Here is a 17499-nt window from a genome sequence, read left to right on the forward strand (position 1 = left end):
ATGGCGGCCGCCCCCATTCTGGAGGTCTCGGGCGTATCGCTCGCCTTCGGCGGCGTGCGTGCGCTCAGCGACGTCTCATTCGCGGTGCCGGAAGGCGCGATCACCGCGGTGATCGGCCCGAACGGCGCCGGCAAGACCTCGCTGTTCAACACGATCTCCGGCTTCTACCGGCCCCAGCGCGGCAGCATCGCCTTCGCCGGCGAGAACCTCGACGGCGTGCGGGCCCCGCAACGCGCCGCGCGCGGCCTCGCCCGGACCTTCCAGAACATCGCACTGTTCCGCGGCATGACCGTGCTCGACAACATCAAGCTCGGGCGCCACGCCCATATGCGCACCGGCGTGCTCGACGCGCTGCTCTATTGGGGCCGGGCCCGGACGGAGGAGCTGGCGCTGCGGGCCGAGATCGAGGAGCGCATCATCGACTTCCTTGAGATCCAGCATATCCGCAACGCCTCGGTCGGGACGCTCTCCTACGGTCTGCAGAAGCGCGTCGAACTGGCGCGCGCGCTGGCGATGCGCCCGCGCATCCTGATGCTGGACGAGCCGGTCGCCGGCATGAACCGCGAGGAGACCGAGGACATGGCCCGCTTCATCCTCGACGTGAAGGAGGAATGGGGCGTCACCATCCTGATGGTCGAGCACGACATGGGCATGGTGATGGACATCTCAGACCATGTCGTCGTGCTGAATTTCGGCCAGGTCATCGCCAGCGGCGCGCCGCGCGAGGTCCAGGGCGACGAGGCGGTGATCGCCGCCTATCTCGGCTCGGGCGATGTCGGCGCGATCGCGCGCCGGATCAAGGCGGAGGCGGCGTGATGGACGGCCTCTTCCTCGCCGAGGTGACGCTCGCCGGCCTCGGCGCCGGCGCGCTCTACGCCCTGACCGGCGTCGCCTTCGTGCTGATCTACAAGGCGACCCGCGTGGTCAATCTCGCCATCGGCGAGATCCTGATGCTGGGCGGCTATGCCTTCCTCGGCTTCGCGGCCGGGCTCGGCCTCTCGCCCTGGCTGGCGCTGCCGCTCGCCGTCGCGACCGGCGGCGCCTTCGGCTGGCTGGTCGAGCGCAGCCTGATCCGGCCGATGCTGGGCGAGAGCCCGATCTCGGTGTTCATGGTCACGATCGGCCTCGGCTCGATCCTGGCGGGTGTCGTGCAGCTCGGCTGGGGCGCCGATCCGCTGCGGCTGCCCGAATTCATGCCGTCGGCGCCGGTCTTCATCGGCGAGGCCTATCTCGCGCCCAAGGTCGCGATCGGCTTCGTTGCGGCGGCTGTGGTGATCGGGCTCTTCCTCGCGCTCTTCCGCTTCTCGCGCGGCGGCGTCGCGCTGAAGGCGACGGCGGCCGATCAGGGCGCGGCCTATTCGGTCGGCATCGACGTGCCGCGCGTCTTCTCGGTGGCCTGGATTCTCGCCTGCGCCACCGCCGCCGGCGCCGGCGTGCTGGTCGGGGCGATCGGCGGAATCTCGCCGACCATGGGCGTGTTCGGCCTGTCGGTGCTCGTCGTCGTCATCATCGGCGGGCTCGACTCGATCGCCGGGGCGCTGGTCGGCGGCCTGCTGATCGGGCTGGTCGAGGCGCTCGCCGGCACCTTCCTCGGCGGCGAGTTCAAGCTCGTCGTCACCTTCGCGCTGCTGCTCGTGCTGCTGATGGTCCGCCCCTACGGCCTCTTCGGAACGCACGAGATCGAGAGGCTGTAGGGCCATGCGGATCGGCACGCTCAAGACCAGCTATGCCGCCGACGAGGCGCTGTTCGACACGTCCGTGCAGCGTGCCTTGCTGGTGCTGCTCGCGCTCGGGGCGATCGCCTTTCCCTTCATCGCCAGTCCCTATTGGCTCTTCCTGGCCTGCCTGTGCGCGATCAACGTCGCGAGCGCGACGGGTCTGAACCTGCTCACCGGCTATACCGGCCTCGTCAGCCTCGGCCAGGCCGCCTTCATGAGCGTCGGCGCCTATACGGTCGCGGTGCTGGAGATCCGGCTCGGCACGCCGTTTCTCCTGAATCTGCTGATCGGCGCGGGCATCGCCGCGCTGATCGGCATCCTCGTCGGCATTCCCAGCCTGAAGGTGAGGGGGCTCTATCTCGCCATCGCGACGATCGCCGCCTCGGTCATCCTCCACTTCCTGTTCTCGCACTGGTCGCTGACCGGCGAGTCGCGCGGCCTGTCGATGCCGCCGGCGCGCCTGTTCGGCCTCACCCTCGATCAGCCCTTCTCGCTCTACTGGCTGATCATGCCGGTGACCTGCCTGATGGTGCTCGGCGCCGCCAACCTGCTGCGCACCAGGATCGGGCGCGCCTTCATCGCGATCCGCGACCGCGACATCTCGGCCGAGGTGCTGGGCATCCCGCTGCTGCGCTACAAGCTGACCAGCTTTGCGATCTCGTCCTTCTATGCCGGCCTCGCCGGCGGGCTCTGGGCCTATTTCTTCCGCGTCGTCACGCCGGAAAGCTTCCCGCTGGTCAATTCGATCTTCTACCTCGCCGCGATTATCGTCGGCGGCATGGGCACGGTCCTCGGCGGCATTCTCGGCGCCGTCTTCATGACGCTGGTCCCGGAGCTGCTGAAATTCGTCGCGAACTGGGCGACGCCGATCTATCCCGACGCGCTCGCGGCGCTGGCGCCGGTGCGGACCATCGTCTTCGGCGGGCTGATCGTCGGCTTCCTGGTGTTCGAGCCGCGCGGCCTCGCCGAGATCTGGCGGCGCGTGCGGCGCTTCTTCCATCTCTGGCCGTTCAGGACCTGAGCACTTCGCTGAAACGGCTGCCGGCAAGAGCAGCCAACCCTAGGGAGGATGACATGACGGACAAGCTCATCGACAGGCGCGGGCTCCTGGCCGGCACGGCGGCGCTCGCTGGCGCCATGGCGCTCGGCGTCAGGCCGCTCGCGGCACAGGAGGGCGGCGACATCGTGCTCGGCGGCTCGATCCCGCTGACCGGCGTCTTCGCCTTCGCCGGCATCGGCATCCATGCCGGCATCCAAGACTATCTCAAGATCCTGAACGACGGTGGCGGCATCAAGGGCCGCAAGATCAAATACGTCGCCGAGGACACCGCCTACAAGGTCGACGCCTCGGTCGCCGCCTTCAACAAGATCACCAGCCAGGAGAAGGTCTCGCTCTATTACGGCGACTCGACCGGCTTCTCGAAGACGATCAATCCCGAGCTCGAGCGGCGCGGCAGCATGATCATGGCCGGCGCCTCCTTCGCGACCGAGCTCAACGACCCCAAGAAGTTCCCGCTGCAGTTCATGGCCGGGCCCGACTACACCGAGATGTTCGGCATCCTGCTGCGCTACATCGCCAAGGAGAAGCCGGGCGCGCGCGTCGCCTTCGTCTATTCCGACACCGAGTTCGGGCGCGATCCGATCGTGCCGGGCGAGGCCGTCGCCAAGGAGCTGAAGCTCAGCGTCGTCGAGAAGATCGTGACGCCGCCGGGCAGCGTCGATGTCTCCACCGAGGTGCTGAAGCTGCGCCGCGCCAATCCGGATTTCACGATCTTCCACGGCTATGTGCTGGCGCCGATCCCGGAATTCGTCGCGCAGGCGAAGCAGATGGGCATGAAGAGCCAGTTCATGGGCACCTTCTGGACCATGGACAATTCGACGGTGCAGCGCATGGGCGACGCCGCCGAGGGCTTCATGGGCGTCATGCCGTATCGCTACTACTACGACAAGGAGGGCACCGCGCCGATGCTGGAGAAGATCCGGCAGATGCGCCCGGAGTACCAGTCGACGGGCTATCTGCAAGGCTTCGTGACGGCCATGCTGATGGCGGAGGCGGTGAAGCGCACGCTCGATGCCGGCAAGGCGCTCACCGGCGCCAACCTCAAGGCCGGGCTCAACAGCATCAAGGATTTCGACACCGGCGGCCTGTTCGGCGTGCCGATCTCGATCCCCGGCAATTCCGTGCCGGTCGGGCGCATCTATCGCTTCGACGCCAAGGCCAAGCAGATGCAGCCGGCCTCCGACTGGATCAAGCTGTGAGCAGGCTCGCGCTGGAACCGCACGGTCATTCCGGGACGGGCCATAGGCCCGGGCCCGGAAGCCATGGCCGCGCCGGCGAACCAGCCGGCGCGGGCAGCGTTGCCCTGATCCTGAAGAGACCGGTGTTCACGGCTTTCGGGCCCGCCGCCGCGCGGCGTTCCGGAATGACGGGGCAAGGGCAGGCGCGATGAGCTCCCATGTGCTCGACGTCAACAATGTCGAGGTCGTCTACAACAGGACCGTGCAGGTGCTGCGCGGGCTGTCGCTGCAGGTGCCGGAGGGCGAGATCGTCGCCCTTCTCGGCTCGAACGGCGCCGGCAAGTCGACGCTGCTGAAGGCTGTGTCGAACCTGCTCTCGCTCGAGGATGGCGACGTCACCGCCGGCGCCATCCGCTTCCGCGGCGACGACATCGCCAGTCTCACCCCGCACGGCCTGGTCCGGCGCGGCCTCTTCCACGTGATGGAGGGGCGGCGGATCTTCGAGGACCTCTCCGTCGAGGAGAACCTCACCGCCGCGACCTTCGCGCTCACCGGGCGACCTGGAACCAGCGCCGATTTCGACCTGGTCTACAGCTATTTCCCGCGGCTGCACGAGCGCCGCAAGGGGCTCGCCGGCTATCTCTCCGGCGGCGAGCAGCAGATGCTCGCCATCGGGCGGGCCCTGATCGCCCGGCCCGCGCTGATCCTGCTCGACGAGCCCTCGCTCGGCCTCGCGCCCAAGCTGGTCGAGGAGATCTTCGCGATCATCGCCCGCATCAACGCCGAGCAGAAGGTCTCGATGCTGCTGGTCGAGCAGAACGCCGCCGTCGCCTTCGCGGTGGCGAGTTACGGCTACATCCTCGAAATGGGCAAGGTCGTCATCGACGGTCCGGTCGAGAAGCTGATGCGCGACCAGGACGTGCGCGAATTCTATCTCGGCCTCGGCGGCGCCGGGGGCGAGCGCAGCTATCGCGACATCAAGCACTACAAGCGCCGCAAGCGCTGGCTCTCGTGAGGATGGCGACGATGCGCGAGCTCCCGAACCTCACCCTGCCGCAGATGCTGCGCGAGAATGCGCGCACCATGTCGCAGCGCCTGGCGCTGCAGCAGAAGGATTTCGGCATCTGGCTGCCGATCAGCTGGGCGGAATACGATCGGCGCGCCCGCCATTTCGGCCTCGGCCTGCGCGCGCTCGGCCTCGCCGAGGGCGGCCATGTCGGTATCCTCTCCGAGAACCGCGCCGAATGGGTCGTCGCCCAGCTCGGCGCCGGCATGGTCAACGCCGTCGCGATCGGCGTCTACGCGACCAGCCCCGCCAACGAGGTCGCCTATGTGCTCGGGCATGCCGAGGTCGAGATCGTGGTCTGCGAGGACCAGGAGCAGACCGATAAGGTGCTGGAGCGGCTGGAGGAGCTGCCGCGGCTGAAGCGTATCGTGGTGATCGATCCCAAAGGCCTGCGGGGCTACACCTCGGAGCTGGTCGTCGCCTTCGCCGAGGTGCTGCGACTCGGCGCCGAACACGAGGCAAAGCATCCCGGCTTGGTCGAGGCCTGCCTCTCGGCGCAGACGCAGGCCGATATCGGCCTGATGGTCTACACCTCCGGCTCGACCGGCAAGCCCAAGGGCGCGATGCTGAGCTACCGCAACATGCGCGCCCAGGCGGCGGGAGTCATCGAGCGGCTCGGCTATGACGAGGCCACCACCAACCTGTCCTATCTGCCGCTCTGCCATGTCGCCGAGCAGATGCTGAGCACGATGGCGCCGATCTATGCCGGCTCCTGCGTCTCCTTCGGCGAGTCGATCCGTACCGTCCAGGAGGATCTGCGCGAGGTCGCGCCGACGCTCTTCCTCGGCGTGCCGCGGATCTGGGAGAAGCTGCACGCGGCGATCCACATCAAGCTGATGGAGGCCGGCGGCTGGCGAAGGCGCCTGTTCGAGGCCGGCCTTGCCGCCTGCGAGCCCTTCGCGACCAAGCCGAAGGCGGCCCGCAGCCTGCGCGAGAAGGCGCTCGCGCTGTTCTTCCACCTCGTCATCTTCCGGGCGCTGCAGAACTTCATCGGCCTGCGCAGGGCGAAGCTCGCGCTCACCGGCGCGGCGCCGATCCCGCCGCGCATCGTGCAGTTCTTCCGCACGCTCGGCGTGCCGCTGGTCGAGGTCTACGGGCTGACCGAGACCTCCGGCATGGCGACCGGCCAGCGCCTCGACCATTTGCTGCCCGGCTCGGTCGGCGAGGCGGTGGCTGGCGCCGAGGTCGGACTCGGTGATCAGGGCGAATTGCTGGTGCGCGGCGACATCGTCTTCGAGGGCTATTTCCGCAATCCCGAGGCGACGCAGGCCGTGCTGCGCGAAGGCTGGCTCCATACCGGCGACGTCGCCGTGATCGAGGCCGGACAGGTCAGGATCGTCGATCGGCTGAAGGACATCATGATCACCGCCGGCGGCAAGAATCTCAGCCCCTCGGAGATCGAGAACACGGTGAAGGGCAGCGCCTTCATCAAGGAGTGCATTGTCGTCGCCGACGGCCGCCGCTACCCCTCGGCCCTGATCCAGATCGACGCCGAGACCGTCGGCAAATGGGCCGAGGAGAACCGCATCGCCTTCACCCATTTCCGCAGTCTCGCCGAGCATTCGCGGGTACGCGAGCTCATCGCCGTCGAGATCGAGCGGGCGAACGCTCAGCTCGCGCCGGTGGCGCAGCTCAAGCGCTTCCACCTGCTCGTCAAGGAGCTCGATCATGACGACGACGAGGTGACGGCGACGATGAAGGTGCGCCGCGCCAACATCGCCAAAAAATACGCCGCCGAGATCGAGGCCCTGTACAAGCCCGAACGGCAGGCCGAACCAGCCTGAAGGAGCAGTCGCATGAGCCGTCACGTCGTCATCACAGCGGGCGCCCGCACCGCGATCGGAAGCTTCGGCGGGGCGCTCTCCGGCCATGCGCCGACCGCGCTCGGCGCGCTCTGCACCGGCGAGGCGCTGCGCCGCGCCGGCCTGCCGGCGGCCGAGGTCGGCCATGTCGTCTTCGGCAACGTCATCCTGACCGAGTCGAAGGACGCCTATCTCGCGCGCGTCGCGGCGATCGATGCGGGCATCCCGGTCGAGGTGCCGGCCATGACGCTGAACCGGCTCTGCGGCTCGGGCGTGCAGGCGATCGTCTCGGCGGCCCAGGCGATCATGCTCGGCGATTGCGATACCGCCGTCGCCGGCGGCGCCGAGACGATGAGCCGCGCGCCGCACCTGCTGGCGACGGCCCGTTTCGGCCAGCGCATGGGCGACACGGTCGCCTCCGACCATCTGACCGGCATTCTGACCGATCCGTTCGGCAACGGCATCATGGGCATCACCGCCGAGAACGTCGCCGAGCGCTACGGCATCGACCGGGAGGCGCAGGATGCCTTCGCCGCGGAGAGCCAGCGTCGCGCCGCGGAGGCGATCGCCGCCGGCCGCTTCCGCGAGCAAATCCTGCCGGTCGAGGTGCGCAAGGGCCGCGATACGATCAGCTTCGACACCGACGAGCATCCCAAGCCCGGAACGACGGCGGAGTCGCTGAAGGGCCTGCGCCCGACCTTCAGGAAGGACGGCACGGTCACGCCCGGCAACGCCTCCGGTATCAATGACGGCGCCGCCGCCATGGTGCTGATGGAGGAGGGCCGCGCCGGCCGCGTGGGCAGCCCCGTGCTGGCACGCCTCGTCGGCTATGCCCATGCCGGCGTCGAGCCCGGCGTGATGGGCATCGGCCCGGTGCCGGCGGTGCGGGCGCTGCTGAAGCGCACGGGGCTGGCACTCGGCGATTTCGACGTGATCGAGTCGAACGAGGCCTTCGCCGCCCAGGCCTGCGCGGTCACCAACGAGCTTGGCCTCGACCCGGCCAGGGTCAATCCCAATGGCGGCGCGATCGCGCTCGGCCACCCGGTCGGGGCGACCGGCGCGATCCTCACCCTGAAAACGGCCTATGAGCTGAAGCGGATGGGGGGGCGCTACGGGCTGGTGACGATGTGCATCGGCGGCGGCCAGGGCATCGCGCTCGCGATCGAGCGGGCCTGAACCGGCCATGGCGACAGCCCTCTGGAAGACGCCGGCGCAGCGCGAACGCGAGCGCGCCCTCAAGCGCGAGGCCGTGCTGCGCGCCGCCGCGGGAGCCTTCAGCGAGCAGGGTTTCCACCGCACCTCGCTCGACGATGTCGCCGAGCGGCTGAACGTCACCAAGCCGACGATCTATCACTATGTCCGCAGCAAGGACGAGATCCTGTTCGAATGCGTGCGCATCGGGCTCGAGCGCCTGGATGCCGCCGCCGCCTCGGCCGAGGCCAGGCGCAGCGGCGGCAGCGGGCTCGACCGGTTGATCGTGCTCTGGACCGAATACGCCCATATCGTCACCGAGGATTTCGGCCGCTGCCTCATTCTCGTCGGCGAAGACCCGCTGCCGGCGGAGACGCGCAAGGAGCTGCGCGCTCTCAAGGGCAAGATCGACAAGCGCTTTCGCGGGCTGATCGAGGCCGGCATCGCCGACGGCTCGATCCGGCCCTGTGATCCCAGGCTGCTCGCCTTCGCGGCGGCAGGCGCGTTGAGCTGGATCGCCCGCTGGCACGACCCGGCGGGGCCGCTCTCCGTCGACCATATCGCGCGCGAGACGATCGGGCTCTTCGTCGACGGAATCGGGGCGGCGGATTCCGGCGCCCGATCCCATCGGATCGAACCGATCTGATCGGATCGGGCTCTAACCGCAGCGCCAGGCGCCCTGCTCGGGGCACGCCCGCAGGGCCGTCGACAGCGAGAACAGCACGGTGGCGCCGCGGCCTCCCTTGCTCGGCGTGTTGTAGCTCAGGGGCGCGGCCACCGTTATGCCCGCCTCGACCGACTCGCCGAGCTGGACGCGCACGCCGCCGCCGGCGGCCGAGAGCGACTGGACGATGTCCTTCGGCTGCCCGTAGCTGCGCACCGCGCCGCCCTCGACGAAGCCGAAGATCTGGATGTTCTTGAGAGCCGGGAAGTCGAGCTTGTGGTCGTAGCGCAGCTCGGCCGAACCGGCGACGCCGTTGTCGCCGGCGAGCCAGCCGCTCTGGAAGGCCCGGCCGAAGGCGGCGCCGCCGAGATAGAATTGCTGCGAGATCAGCAGGGCCTCCGAGCTGACCTGACCGGCGGCGGCGAGCTTCATCGACCAGTCTCCGCCGAGCCCCTGATGGCGGGTGAACGCGCCGTGCACGACATAGAAGTCGCCGGAGCCGTCGAAGCGCGACAGCAGCGGGTCGTAACGCCGCGACGCTCCGTCGATACCCAGGCCCTTGCGCAGGCCGAGGGTGGCATAGGTCGTGCCCTGCCAGTCGTCGCGCAGGCGGTAATCCGCAGTCAGGCTCGCGATCCGCAGACGGTCGCGATAATTGACGCCGAAGGCGCTGTCCTCGACGATGTCGCTGATGCCGAAGGCCGCGGTCAGCCAGAGCGATTGCCGCTGCGTGTGCAAGGGCACCACGGTCGCCCGCGCTTCGAGGTTCTCGGCGTCGGATCTGACACGCTCGAAGCGACGCGGATCGCCCGGCCAGACGATGCTGCGCGATGCCGCGACGCCGAGCCGCAGCCAGTCGAAGCCGACCGGCGCCTCATAGGAAATCCGGCCATAGCGCAACTCGCGCGTCGAGCCGGGTACCGAGGACAGGTTCAGGGCGAGCGTGTCGCCGGGGACGAGCAGCGAATTGAGCGCGGTGCCGAAATAGGCCTGCCAGGGGCCCGCCGCGACCGAGCCGCCATTGTCGAAGCCCGCCGAGACGAACAGGCTCCAGCTCTCGAGGATCACCGTCAGCCGAAAGCGGCCGCTGCCGGTGCCGATCTCTTCCAGCGTCGTGTCCTTGACGCGGACACCGGGGAGATCGTTGACGAGCATGAGCCGGCGTTCGAGCGTCGGGAACCGGGCCGGCGCCTCCTCGGCGACCGGAGCGAGCAGGCGGCGCACCCCGAAACGGCCATTCTCGTCGCCCTTCACCACGAGTTCGGCGATCCGGCCCGGAATGATCCGGATCCTGACCACGCCGCCCTTGACGTCCTGGGGCGGAACCACGGCGCGCGTCAGATGGAACCCCGCGGCGCGGTGCAGATTGCTGATCTCGCCTGCGATGGCGACGAGTCCAGCCTGCGTGACCGGCTGGCCCAGCCTGTCGCGATAGGCCGAGGCGATGGCGCCCGGATCGAGCGGGGTCTCGCCCTCGAGGCGCACGGCGGACAGCGTGAACAGGGCCTTGTCGTCGGCAGCCTGGCTGGATGCGGCCGGTCCGCTGGGAACCGGTGCCCCCTGCAGCTCATCCTGCAGGCGCTCGGCACGCCGCTGCGCAAAGCTCTGCTCGGCCGGCTGGATCGGAGGCAGGCCGCGTCGCCCGCTCTGGGCGAGCGCCGGCCCGAGCGCGGCCGGCGAGAGAGCAATGAGCACCGCCGCGGCCTTCACGGCATCGATACGCGACCGGCCCGGGCGGCACCTGATCATGGAAAACACGCTTCTGTTCGACGGGCCTGACCTCAGCCTTTTCTGCCTGAAGCGGTAAACGGACATGGTTAATGGCTGCTTAATTACTGCTTGTGTTTCAGAGTGCTGCGCTAAGCCGCCATTCAGAACCGTCTGCTAGGAGTCGCGCAAAGCCGGATTCCACGCGAGCTCCAGGACGGAGACTGCCTCTATGCTGCAAGCGACCCGCCTTCTTCTGGCCGCGGCCCTGTTGGCCTGCGCGTCGTTTCTCAGCCCGATGCAGGCCGCTGCCCAGGAGCAGGACAATGTCTGGCGTGTCGGCAAGGTTTCGGGCGAGGCCTGGATCGCCGGCGCGGCCGTGCAGCAGGCATCGCTCGGCAACTCCGCCGCGCTCAGGCCCGGCGACACGATCCGCACCGGCCGTACCGGCCGCGTCCTACTGGTGCGCGGGGCCGAGAGCATGCTGGTCTCGCCCAACTCGCAGGTCGTCTTGCCGACGGCGAGCGGAGCAGGGCGCTCGACGACCATCCTTCAGCAGGCCGGCTCGATCCTGCTCGACGTCGAGAAGCGCAACGTCCAGCATTTCGAGGTCGAGACCCCCTTCCTCGCGGCCGTGGTCAAGGGCACGCAGTTCCGCGTCACGGTGACGCCGGGCGGCGCCAGGGTCGACGTCCAGCGCGGCCAGGTCGAGGTCGCCGATTTCCGCTCGGGCCAATACGCCCTCGTCCAGCCGGGCCAGGCCGCCAGCGTCGCCGGCGCCACCGGCCTGAAGCTCTCGGGTGCCGGACGCTTCGACGCGATCCGGCAGGGCACGCCGCGCGCCTCCTCGGTCCGGCCGGTCGCCGTCCCGCGCGGCGGCTTCTCCGAGGCGTCTGCTGCCGGCCAGCGCCGGATCGGGCGCGACGAGGGCGGGAGCCGCGCCGTCTCCGCCGGCGGCGGCACGGTTCGCCTCGGCGCCACGCTCGGCGAGGTCAATCTCAACGTCCATGCCGCGACGAAGGGCCTGGCGCGCGATGGCGGGGCCGGCAGGATGGCTGCCTCCGGACGCAGCCAGGCCACGGTCTGGTCGACCGGCGAGCTCTCGCCGCCCGGCAGCGCCACGGCCAATGCCCGGCGGACGGGGAATCCGGAGACGGGCTCCTCCGATACCGCGAGGGCGCAGGCGAACGCCAACGGCCAGGCGAATGGCCACGTCAATCGGGCGGATGCCTCGGGCAACGACCGGAACGGCGGCGCCATCAGGCTCGTCGGCAATGCCGGCGGCAATGGCCGTGGAAGCGCCGGCGGCGGCAATGGCAACGGCAACGCCGGAGGCAACGGGGGCGGGAACGCCAATGGCGGCGGGAACCTCAACGGCGGCGGCAACGGCAATCCCGGCAATGGCGGCGGTAACGGCAACGGCAATGCCGGCGGGGGCCAGGGCAACGGCCGCCGGTAGGAAGCAGGACACTGGGATACTGGCATCGATCACGCTGCATCTGGAGGGGACCGTCCAGATGCGGCGTGAGGCGCGATTGACGAAATCCTCAGCATTGTCCGCCATGTTCGCCCTGTTGCATCGATGAGCTGGCAGGCGGGGCGCGACGCTGTATCGACCACATTCCATCGCAATCGGTCTGCTGGCGCTCGCCTGGCTGGTCGGCCTTCCAGGGTCGCTCGCGGCTCTCATCGGCGACAAACGCTTCCTCTGGCCGGCACGTTCGGCGACCGGCACCATCGTGCTGGTCGAGATGGATGCGCCGTCCCTCGTGCGCATCGGCGTGTGGCCGTGGCCGCGCCGTCACCACGCCCGGCTGCTTTCCCGGCTCGATGAGGCCGGCGCCGGCGATATCCTCTTCGACGTCGATTTCAGCGCGCGTTCCACTCCGGCCGATGACGCAGCCTTCGCCGAGGCGCTGGCCAAGGCGGGCGGCTCCGTCGTGCTCGCGACCTTCCAGCAGAGGGCCGGCGATGCGGTGCGCGGCTGGTCGCTGCATGCCAACCGGCCCTTGCCGGAGTTCGCTCGGAACAGCTGGTCGGCCGTCGTCAATGTCCTGCCGGAGAAGGACGGGCTGGTCCGCCGCTACGGCCTCGGCGAGCGCATCGGCGGCGAGTTCCTGCCGTCGTTCGGCGCGCTGCTGGCCGGCCGTCACGACGAGCGCGCGCCGGCGTTCCGCATCGATTTCAGCATCGATACCAGGACCGTCCCCGCAGTCTCCTATTCGGCGGTGCTCGACGGCGAGCCGCAGGCCCTGGCGAAGCTGAAGGGCCGCAAGGTCATCGTCGCGGGAACGGCCGTCGAGCTGGGGGACCGCTTCAACGTCCCCAATGGCCGCGTGATCCCTGGGTCGATGCTACAGCTTCTGGCTGCCGAATCGCTGATTCAGGGGCGCGATCTGCAGGGTACCGGCGTGCCGCTGTCGCTCGCCGGAGCGTTGCTGATCGTCGCCGGCATGGTCGCGCTCTGGCGCAGGACCCGCGCCTCGGTTCGTCTCGCCGTCGTGCTGTGGGCGGCGGCCATGCTGGAGCTCGGCGCGCTGCTGGTCCAGGCGAGATGGCCGGTCATCGTCGACACGAGTTGGTGGCAGCTCCTGCTCGGGGCCTATGTGATCGCGATCGCCCTGGACGAGATCAATCTGCGCGGCTTTCTGCGCGGTATTGCCGAGCGGCGCTTCCAGCGGATCGCGATGTCTCTGGGCGACGGGCTCGCCTGTCTCGACCAGCAGGGGCGCATCCTGTTCTGGAATCCGGGCGCCGCCCGGATCTTCGGCTATCGGGAGCAGGAGGCGCTGGGCATGCCCTTCGCCGACTGCCTCGCCGATCCGGCCCGGCCGGATCCGGCGGCACTCGCCCGCAGCGGCAACCCGGGAGGCACCGACGATCAGGTGGTCGAACTGACCGGACGTCGGCGAGACGGCGAGCGCTTCGCGCTGGAGGCGAGCATCTCGAGCTGGCAGGGCGCCGACGGGCTGCAGTTCGGCCTCGTCCTGCGCGACATCACCGTCAAGCAGCGCGAGCGCGAACGGATCCTCTATCTCGCCGAACATGACGAGCTGACCGGGCTGCTCAACCACCATGCGCTCGCCGCGCGGCTGTCGCGCCGCTTGGCGGACGCCGGGACGCCTGCGCTCATCCTAATCGGGATCGACCGCTTCCATCAGTTCGCCGACATTCACGGCCGCGCGTTCGGGGATCGCCTGCTCTGCGCCTTCGCCGAGCGCTTGCGCCGGTTCGCTTCGCCCGCGAACGAAATCGCGCGGCTCGCCGACGACGAGTTTGCCCTGTCATGCCATGCCGACCGAGTCGCCGCGCTGGCGGCGGAGGTAGCGGCCGCGCTCCAGCACGGAGCCCTGGCTTTCGGGGACCGGCGCCAGCGCATCACGGTGCGCGTCGGCCATGCGGTCGCGGAGGCAGGCTGGAGCGCCGATCAGCTGATCGGCAACGCCCATCTGGCGCTCGAGGCGGCCAAGGCCGGGCGCGAGACCCGGCCCGTCGCCTTCGCAGCTGCCCTGCGCGAGAAGATCGCCTCGCGTCTCGCGCTCGAGGCGGAGATTCGCGGCGCGCTCGAACGCGATCAGTTCGAGCTGTTCTACCAGCCGCAGATTCGCCTCGCCGACCAGGCGATCATCGGAGCGGAAGCCTTGATCCGCTGGCGCCATCCGGTGCGCGGCCTGATACCGCCCGGGGAGTTCGTTCCGGTCGCCAACCAGTCCCCGCTTTCGGAGGCCCTGGCCAACTGGGTGCTCGCGACGGCCTGCCGGCAATCCCGGCACTGGCAGAAGGCCGGCACGCCGATCCGGATCGGCGTCAATCTCTCGCCGTCGCAACTGCAGGGCAGCGAATTGCCGGCGACGGTCGCGGCGCTGCTCGACGACACCGGCCTGGACCCGGGCCTGCTGGAGCTGGAAGTCACCGAGGACATCCTTCTCGACGATGCCGAGCGGGCGCAGGCGATCTTCCGGGAGATCCGCGCACTCGGCGTCAGGATCGCCTTCGACGATTTCGGCACCGGCTATGGCAGCCTGAGCTATCTCAAGGCCTTCCGGCTCGACACGCTGAAGGTCGACCAGACCTTCGTGCGCCATCTGCTGAAGGACGATGGCGATGCGGCGATCGTTCGGGCGACCATCGATCTCGGCCACTCGCTCGGCCTCTCGATCATCGCCGAAGGCATCGAGGACGCGGAAACCGCCGCGCGTCTCGCCGGCATGGGCTGCGACGAAGGGCAGGGGTATCGCTTCGGCCGTCCGATGCCGGCCGCAGATTTCGAGGCGCGCTTTCTGCGAGAACGGCACGTCGCGTAGGGCGCGTCCGATGCGGCCCCGGCGAGCCTCGGTGCCGGTCTGCGCCTGCCCCCTGCGCAGGCTCAGACGGCTCTGCCGACGAGGGCGCCGACCGCGGCCGTCAGGCCCATCGCGAAGGCTCCCCAGAAGGCGACGCGGACCGTCGGGCGCAGCATCGCGGCGCCGCCGGCCCGCGCTCCGAGGGCTCCGAGCGCGGCCAGGAAGATGAGGGACGTGGCCGACACCGTGGCGAGCAGATGGTCGGCGGGGGCGAGTGTCGCGGTGACGATCGGCAGGGCGGCGCCGGCGGCGAAGGTGGCGGCCGAGGTCAGGGCGGCCTGGATCGGCCGCGCCGTCGTGGCATCGGTGATGCCGAGCTCTTCGCGGGCATGCGTGCCCAGCGCATCCTTCGCCATGAGCTGCCCGGCGACCTGACGCGCCAGCGCCGGGGCGACGCCCCGCTCGACATAGAGCTGCGTCAATTCCGCGAGCTCGAATTCCGGCTGGGTCGCCAGCTCCGTCCGCTCGCGCGCGAGATCGGCATTCTCGGTGTCTGACTGCGAGCTCACCGAGACGTATTCTCCGGCTGCCATCGACATGGCTCCGGCCACCAGCCCCGCCAGGCCCGCGACCATCACCTCGCCCGTCGAGCTGGCGGCAGAGGCCACGCCGACCATCAGGCTCGCCGTGGAGATGATCCCGTCATTCGCGCCCAGAACGGCGGCCCGCAGCCAGCCGATCCTGGCGACGAGATGGCTCTCCCGGTGAAGGCGGCTCATGCCCGCTCCTCCCTGTCGCGTCCGGGCAGACGTACGCGGTCGGCGGCCGGCAGGAGCCGCGCCGAGTTCGAGATGAAGATCAGCTCCGACGACACATGGATGAAGGCGGCGAGGAGCGGGTTCAGATAGCCGAAGGCGGCCAGCGCGATGCCGAGGGCGTCGACCGTGATCGTGCCGGAAAAGTTCTGCCAGATCACCAGGCGGGTCCGCCGGGCGATCCGGACCGTCTCGACGAAGCGCTCGAGGTCGTTGGCGAGCAGCACGATGTCCGCGCTCTCCTTGGCGACGTCGGTGCCAGACCCCATCGCGATGCCGACATTCGCGGCGGTCAGGGCCGGGGCGTCGTTGATGCCGTCGCCGAGCATCGCGACCCTGGCGCCGGAGGCGACCAGTGCCCGCACCCGTTCCAGCTTCTGCTCGGGCAGCATGCCGGCCTCGACCGCGTCGATCCCCAGCGCGGCGCCGACGCGCGTGGCGACCTCGGCGTTGTCTCCGGTGAGCAGGAACGTCCGGACCTTCATCGCGTGCAGGGCGCGAATGGCGGCGGCGGCCTCCGGGCGCACCTCGTCGGCGACGGCGAAGGAGCCGGCATAGAGCCCGTTGACCGCGACGCAGATCTCCGACGAGACGGCATCGCCGGCGCGGTCGGCAGGGACGTCGATGCCGTCGGCCTGCAGGAGTTTCACGCTGCCGATCAGGATCCGGTCGTCGCCGAGCCGGGCCGCGACGCCGCGCCCGAGGCTGTAGTCGAAGCTGTCGGGCTCCGGTACCGCGATCCCGCGGGCGCGCGCTTCCGCGACGACTGCCTTGGCGAGCGGATGCTCCGAGCGCAGTTCGGCCGCGGCCGCAAGCCGCAGCAGCTCCGCCTCCGCGCGGCCGCCGGCCGGATGGATCGCCGTCACCCGGGGCTCGCCGAAGGTCAGCGTCCCCGTCTTGTCGAGCACGATCATGTCGATCCGGCCGAGGCTCTCGAGGTGCTTTCCACCCTTGACGATGGCGCCGCTGCGCGCCGCGCGTCCGATGCCGCCCAGCACGGCCAGGGGCGTGCCGGCCGCGACGCCGCAGGCGCCGGCGACGATGATCACCGAGATCGTGTCGCGGATGTCGCCGGTGAGCAGGTATGTCACGATCGCCGCGGCGAAGGAAAAATAGACGAGATACCCAGCGAGCTGATCGGCGAGGCGCTGAACCGGCGCGCGGGACTGTTCCGCGTTCTCGATCGCGTCGATGATGCGTCCGAAGCTGGTGTCGCGTCCGATCCGATCGACCTGGATGTCGAGCGCGCCGGACTGGTTGATCGACCCGGCGAAGACGACGTCGCCCTCGCGACGCTTGAGCGGCATCGACTCGCCGGTGATCCGCGCCTGGTCGACATAGGATTCCCCGGCTCTGACGACGCCGTCGACGGGAATGTTCTCGCCCGGCGCGACGAGGACCCTGTCGCCGATCACGATCGTCTCGATCGGGACGACGGCGATCACCCCGTCGCGCCGAACCGTCGCGCGATGCGGCATCACGTCGATCAGATCGGTGATCGCGGCCCGGCCGCGATCGACTGTCAAATGCTCCAGCTCCTCGGCCACGAGCACGAAGAAGGTGACGACGAGCGCGGTGAAGAATTCCGAGATCGCGGCTGCGGCGAGAATGGCGATCGCCATGGACAGCTCCATGGTCATCCGCCGTTCCCGGATGTTCTCGATCGCCTCGCGGAAGATCGGCCAGGCGCCGAACAGCAGGCCCGCCATGCCGACCAGATCCCAGCCGGCGGCCGGGCGGACGAGCTGGAACCAGACCATTGCCGCGGAGACGGCGACCGCGGCGATGCGCAGGACTTCGACGGTCTCGATCTCATGGCCGTAAAGCGTCAGCGCCCGCGGCAGGTGCCCGCTGAGCCAACCCGGCGCCTGCCCGGCACGGTCCCCCGGACGCGCCGGGCAGGTGCGATCGAACGGGCGGAAGCAGGTGCAGGGCTGCGCGCTGGCGGGGCAGAGCGGCGCGGTCTCGGTAGCGGTCGTCATGACGGAACAGTCCGGTCGAGCGGAGGCGGTTGG

The 17499-nt window shown here is 69.5% G+C and carries 13 protein-coding genes; 10 read left to right on the forward strand and 3 right to left on the reverse strand.

The features are described 5' to 3' along the window. The 8 genes from CS1GBM4_RS10800 to CS1GBM4_RS10835 all read left to right on the forward strand — a co-directional run bounded on the left by CS1GBM4_RS10800 (position 1) and on the right by CS1GBM4_RS10835 (position 8661). The gene (locus tag CS1GBM4_RS10800; RefSeq protein WP_186418728.1) at positions 1 to 816 is read left to right on the forward strand and encodes an ABC transporter ATP-binding protein; all 816 of its coding nucleotides are present in this window, start codon (positions 1 to 3) and stop codon (positions 814 to 816) included. After that, the gene (locus CS1GBM4_RS10805; protein WP_186418729.1) at positions 816 to 1694 is read left to right on the forward strand and encodes a branched-chain amino acid ABC transporter permease; all 879 of its coding nucleotides are present in this window, start codon (positions 816 to 818) and stop codon (positions 1692 to 1694) included. The genes CS1GBM4_RS10800 and CS1GBM4_RS10805 overlap by 1 nt, the downstream gene beginning before the upstream one ends. 4 nt (positions 1695 to 1698) lie before the next feature. Further along, entirely contained in the window at positions 1699 to 2739 is a 1041-nt protein-coding gene (locus CS1GBM4_RS10810) for a branched-chain amino acid ABC transporter permease (protein ID WP_186418730.1), read from the forward strand. A 53-nt stretch (positions 2740 to 2792) separates the two neighbouring features. After that, positions 2793 to 3977: an ABC transporter substrate-binding protein gene (locus tag CS1GBM4_RS10815; protein WP_210201569.1), complete on the forward strand. Its 1185-nt coding sequence runs from the start codon at positions 2793 to 2795 to the stop codon at positions 3975 to 3977. Between the two features lie 187 nt (positions 3978 to 4164). Then, entirely contained in the window at positions 4165 to 4971 is an 807-nt protein-coding gene (locus tag CS1GBM4_RS10820) for an ABC transporter ATP-binding protein (protein WP_186418731.1), read from the forward strand. An 11-nt stretch (positions 4972 to 4982) separates the two neighbouring features. Further along, positions 4983 to 6806: an AMP-binding protein gene (locus CS1GBM4_RS10825; protein ID WP_186418732.1), complete on the forward strand. Its 1824-nt coding sequence runs from the start codon at positions 4983 to 4985 to the stop codon at positions 6804 to 6806. A 12-nt stretch (positions 6807 to 6818) separates the two neighbouring features. Continuing rightward, positions 6819 to 8000, forward strand: coding sequence for a beta-ketothiolase BktB (bktB, locus tag CS1GBM4_RS10830; protein WP_186418733.1), 1182 nt, complete (start codon positions 6819 to 6821; stop codon positions 7998 to 8000). A 7-nt stretch (positions 8001 to 8007) separates the two neighbouring features. Further along, a complete protein-coding gene (locus tag CS1GBM4_RS10835; protein WP_186418734.1) occupies positions 8008 to 8661 on the forward strand; it encodes a TetR/AcrR family transcriptional regulator in 654 nt (217 codons plus the stop codon). A gap of 12 nt (positions 8662 to 8673) precedes the next feature. Here CS1GBM4_RS10835 and CS1GBM4_RS10840 read toward each other — a convergent pair whose 3' ends face one another. Next, entirely contained in the window at positions 8674 to 10428 is a 1755-nt protein-coding gene (locus CS1GBM4_RS10840; RefSeq protein ID WP_186418735.1) for a ShlB/FhaC/HecB family hemolysin secretion/activation protein, read from the reverse strand. A gap of 190 nt (positions 10429 to 10618) precedes the next feature. Between CS1GBM4_RS10840 and CS1GBM4_RS10845 the strand changes: the two genes are divergently transcribed. Both CS1GBM4_RS10845 and CS1GBM4_RS10850 read left to right on the forward strand, forming a co-directional pair. Beyond that, complete coding sequence (locus tag CS1GBM4_RS10845; protein ID WP_186418736.1) at positions 10619 to 11845, forward strand: FecR domain-containing protein; 1227 nt, start codon at positions 10619 to 10621, stop codon at positions 11843 to 11845. Positions 11846 to 12041: 196 nt separating this feature from the next. Beyond that, positions 12042 to 14690 (forward strand): EAL domain-containing protein, encoded by a 2649-nt coding sequence (locus CS1GBM4_RS10850; protein ID WP_244607173.1) that lies wholly within the window; start codon positions 12042 to 12044, stop codon positions 14688 to 14690. Positions 14691 to 14752: 62 nt separating this feature from the next. Here CS1GBM4_RS10850 and CS1GBM4_RS10855 read toward each other — a convergent pair whose 3' ends face one another. Beyond that, the gene (locus CS1GBM4_RS10855; RefSeq protein ID WP_186418737.1) at positions 14753 to 15448 is read right to left on the reverse strand and encodes a VIT family protein; all 696 of its coding nucleotides are present in this window, start codon (positions 15446 to 15448) and stop codon (positions 14753 to 14755) included. Then, positions 15445 to 17466: a cation-translocating P-type ATPase gene (locus tag CS1GBM4_RS10860; RefSeq protein WP_210201570.1), complete on the reverse strand. Its 2022-nt coding sequence runs from the start codon at positions 17464 to 17466 to the stop codon at positions 15445 to 15447. Before CS1GBM4_RS10860 ends, CS1GBM4_RS10855 begins: the two co-directional genes overlap by 4 nt. Positions 17467 to 17499 lie beyond the last annotated feature (33 nt).

The sequence above is a fragment of the Allobosea sp. CS1GBMeth4 genome, assembly GCF_900185715.1.
Lineage (GTDB): Bacteria > Pseudomonadota > Alphaproteobacteria > Rhizobiales > Beijerinckiaceae > Allobosea.

Bases quoted from the DNA above. Each gene is read 5' to 3' on its own strand.
- CS1GBM4_RS10815 (WP_210201569.1), top strand. From the start codon at position 2,793: ATGACGGACAAGCTCATCGACAGGCGCGGGCTCCTGGCCGGCACGGCG.
- CS1GBM4_RS10810 (WP_186418730.1), top strand. From the start codon at position 1,699: ATGCGGATCGGCACGCTCAAGACCAGCTATGCCGCCGACGAGGCGCTG.
- CS1GBM4_RS10845 (WP_186418736.1), top strand. From the start codon at position 10,619: ATGCTGCAAGCGACCCGCCTTCTTCTGGCCGCGGCCCTGTTGGCCTGC.
- CS1GBM4_RS10800 (WP_186418728.1), top strand. From the start codon at position 1: ATGGCGGCCGCCCCCATTCTGGAGGTCTCGGGCGTATCGCTCGCCTTC.
- CS1GBM4_RS10805 (WP_186418729.1), top strand. From the start codon at position 816: ATGGACGGCCTCTTCCTCGCCGAGGTGACGCTCGCCGGCCTCGGCGCC.
- bktB (WP_186418733.1), top strand. From the start codon at position 6,819: ATGAGCCGTCACGTCGTCATCACAGCGGGCGCCCGCACCGCGATCGGA.
- CS1GBM4_RS10840 (WP_186418735.1), bottom strand. From the start codon at position 10,428: ATGATCAGGTGCCGCCCGGGCCGGTCGCGTATCGATGCCGTGAAGGCC.
- CS1GBM4_RS10820 (WP_186418731.1), top strand. From the start codon at position 4,165: ATGAGCTCCCATGTGCTCGACGTCAACAATGTCGAGGTCGTCTACAAC.
- CS1GBM4_RS10825 (WP_186418732.1), top strand. From the start codon at position 4,983: ATGCGCGAGCTCCCGAACCTCACCCTGCCGCAGATGCTGCGCGAGAAT.
- CS1GBM4_RS10835 (WP_186418734.1), top strand. From the start codon at position 8,008: ATGGCGACAGCCCTCTGGAAGACGCCGGCGCAGCGCGAACGCGAGCGC.
- CS1GBM4_RS10855 (WP_186418737.1), bottom strand. From the start codon at position 15,448: ATGAGCCGCCTTCACCGGGAGAGCCATCTCGTCGCCAGGATCGGCTGG.
- CS1GBM4_RS10860 (WP_210201570.1), bottom strand. From the start codon at position 17,466: ATGACGACCGCTACCGAGACCGCGCCGCTCTGCCCCGCCAGCGCGCAG.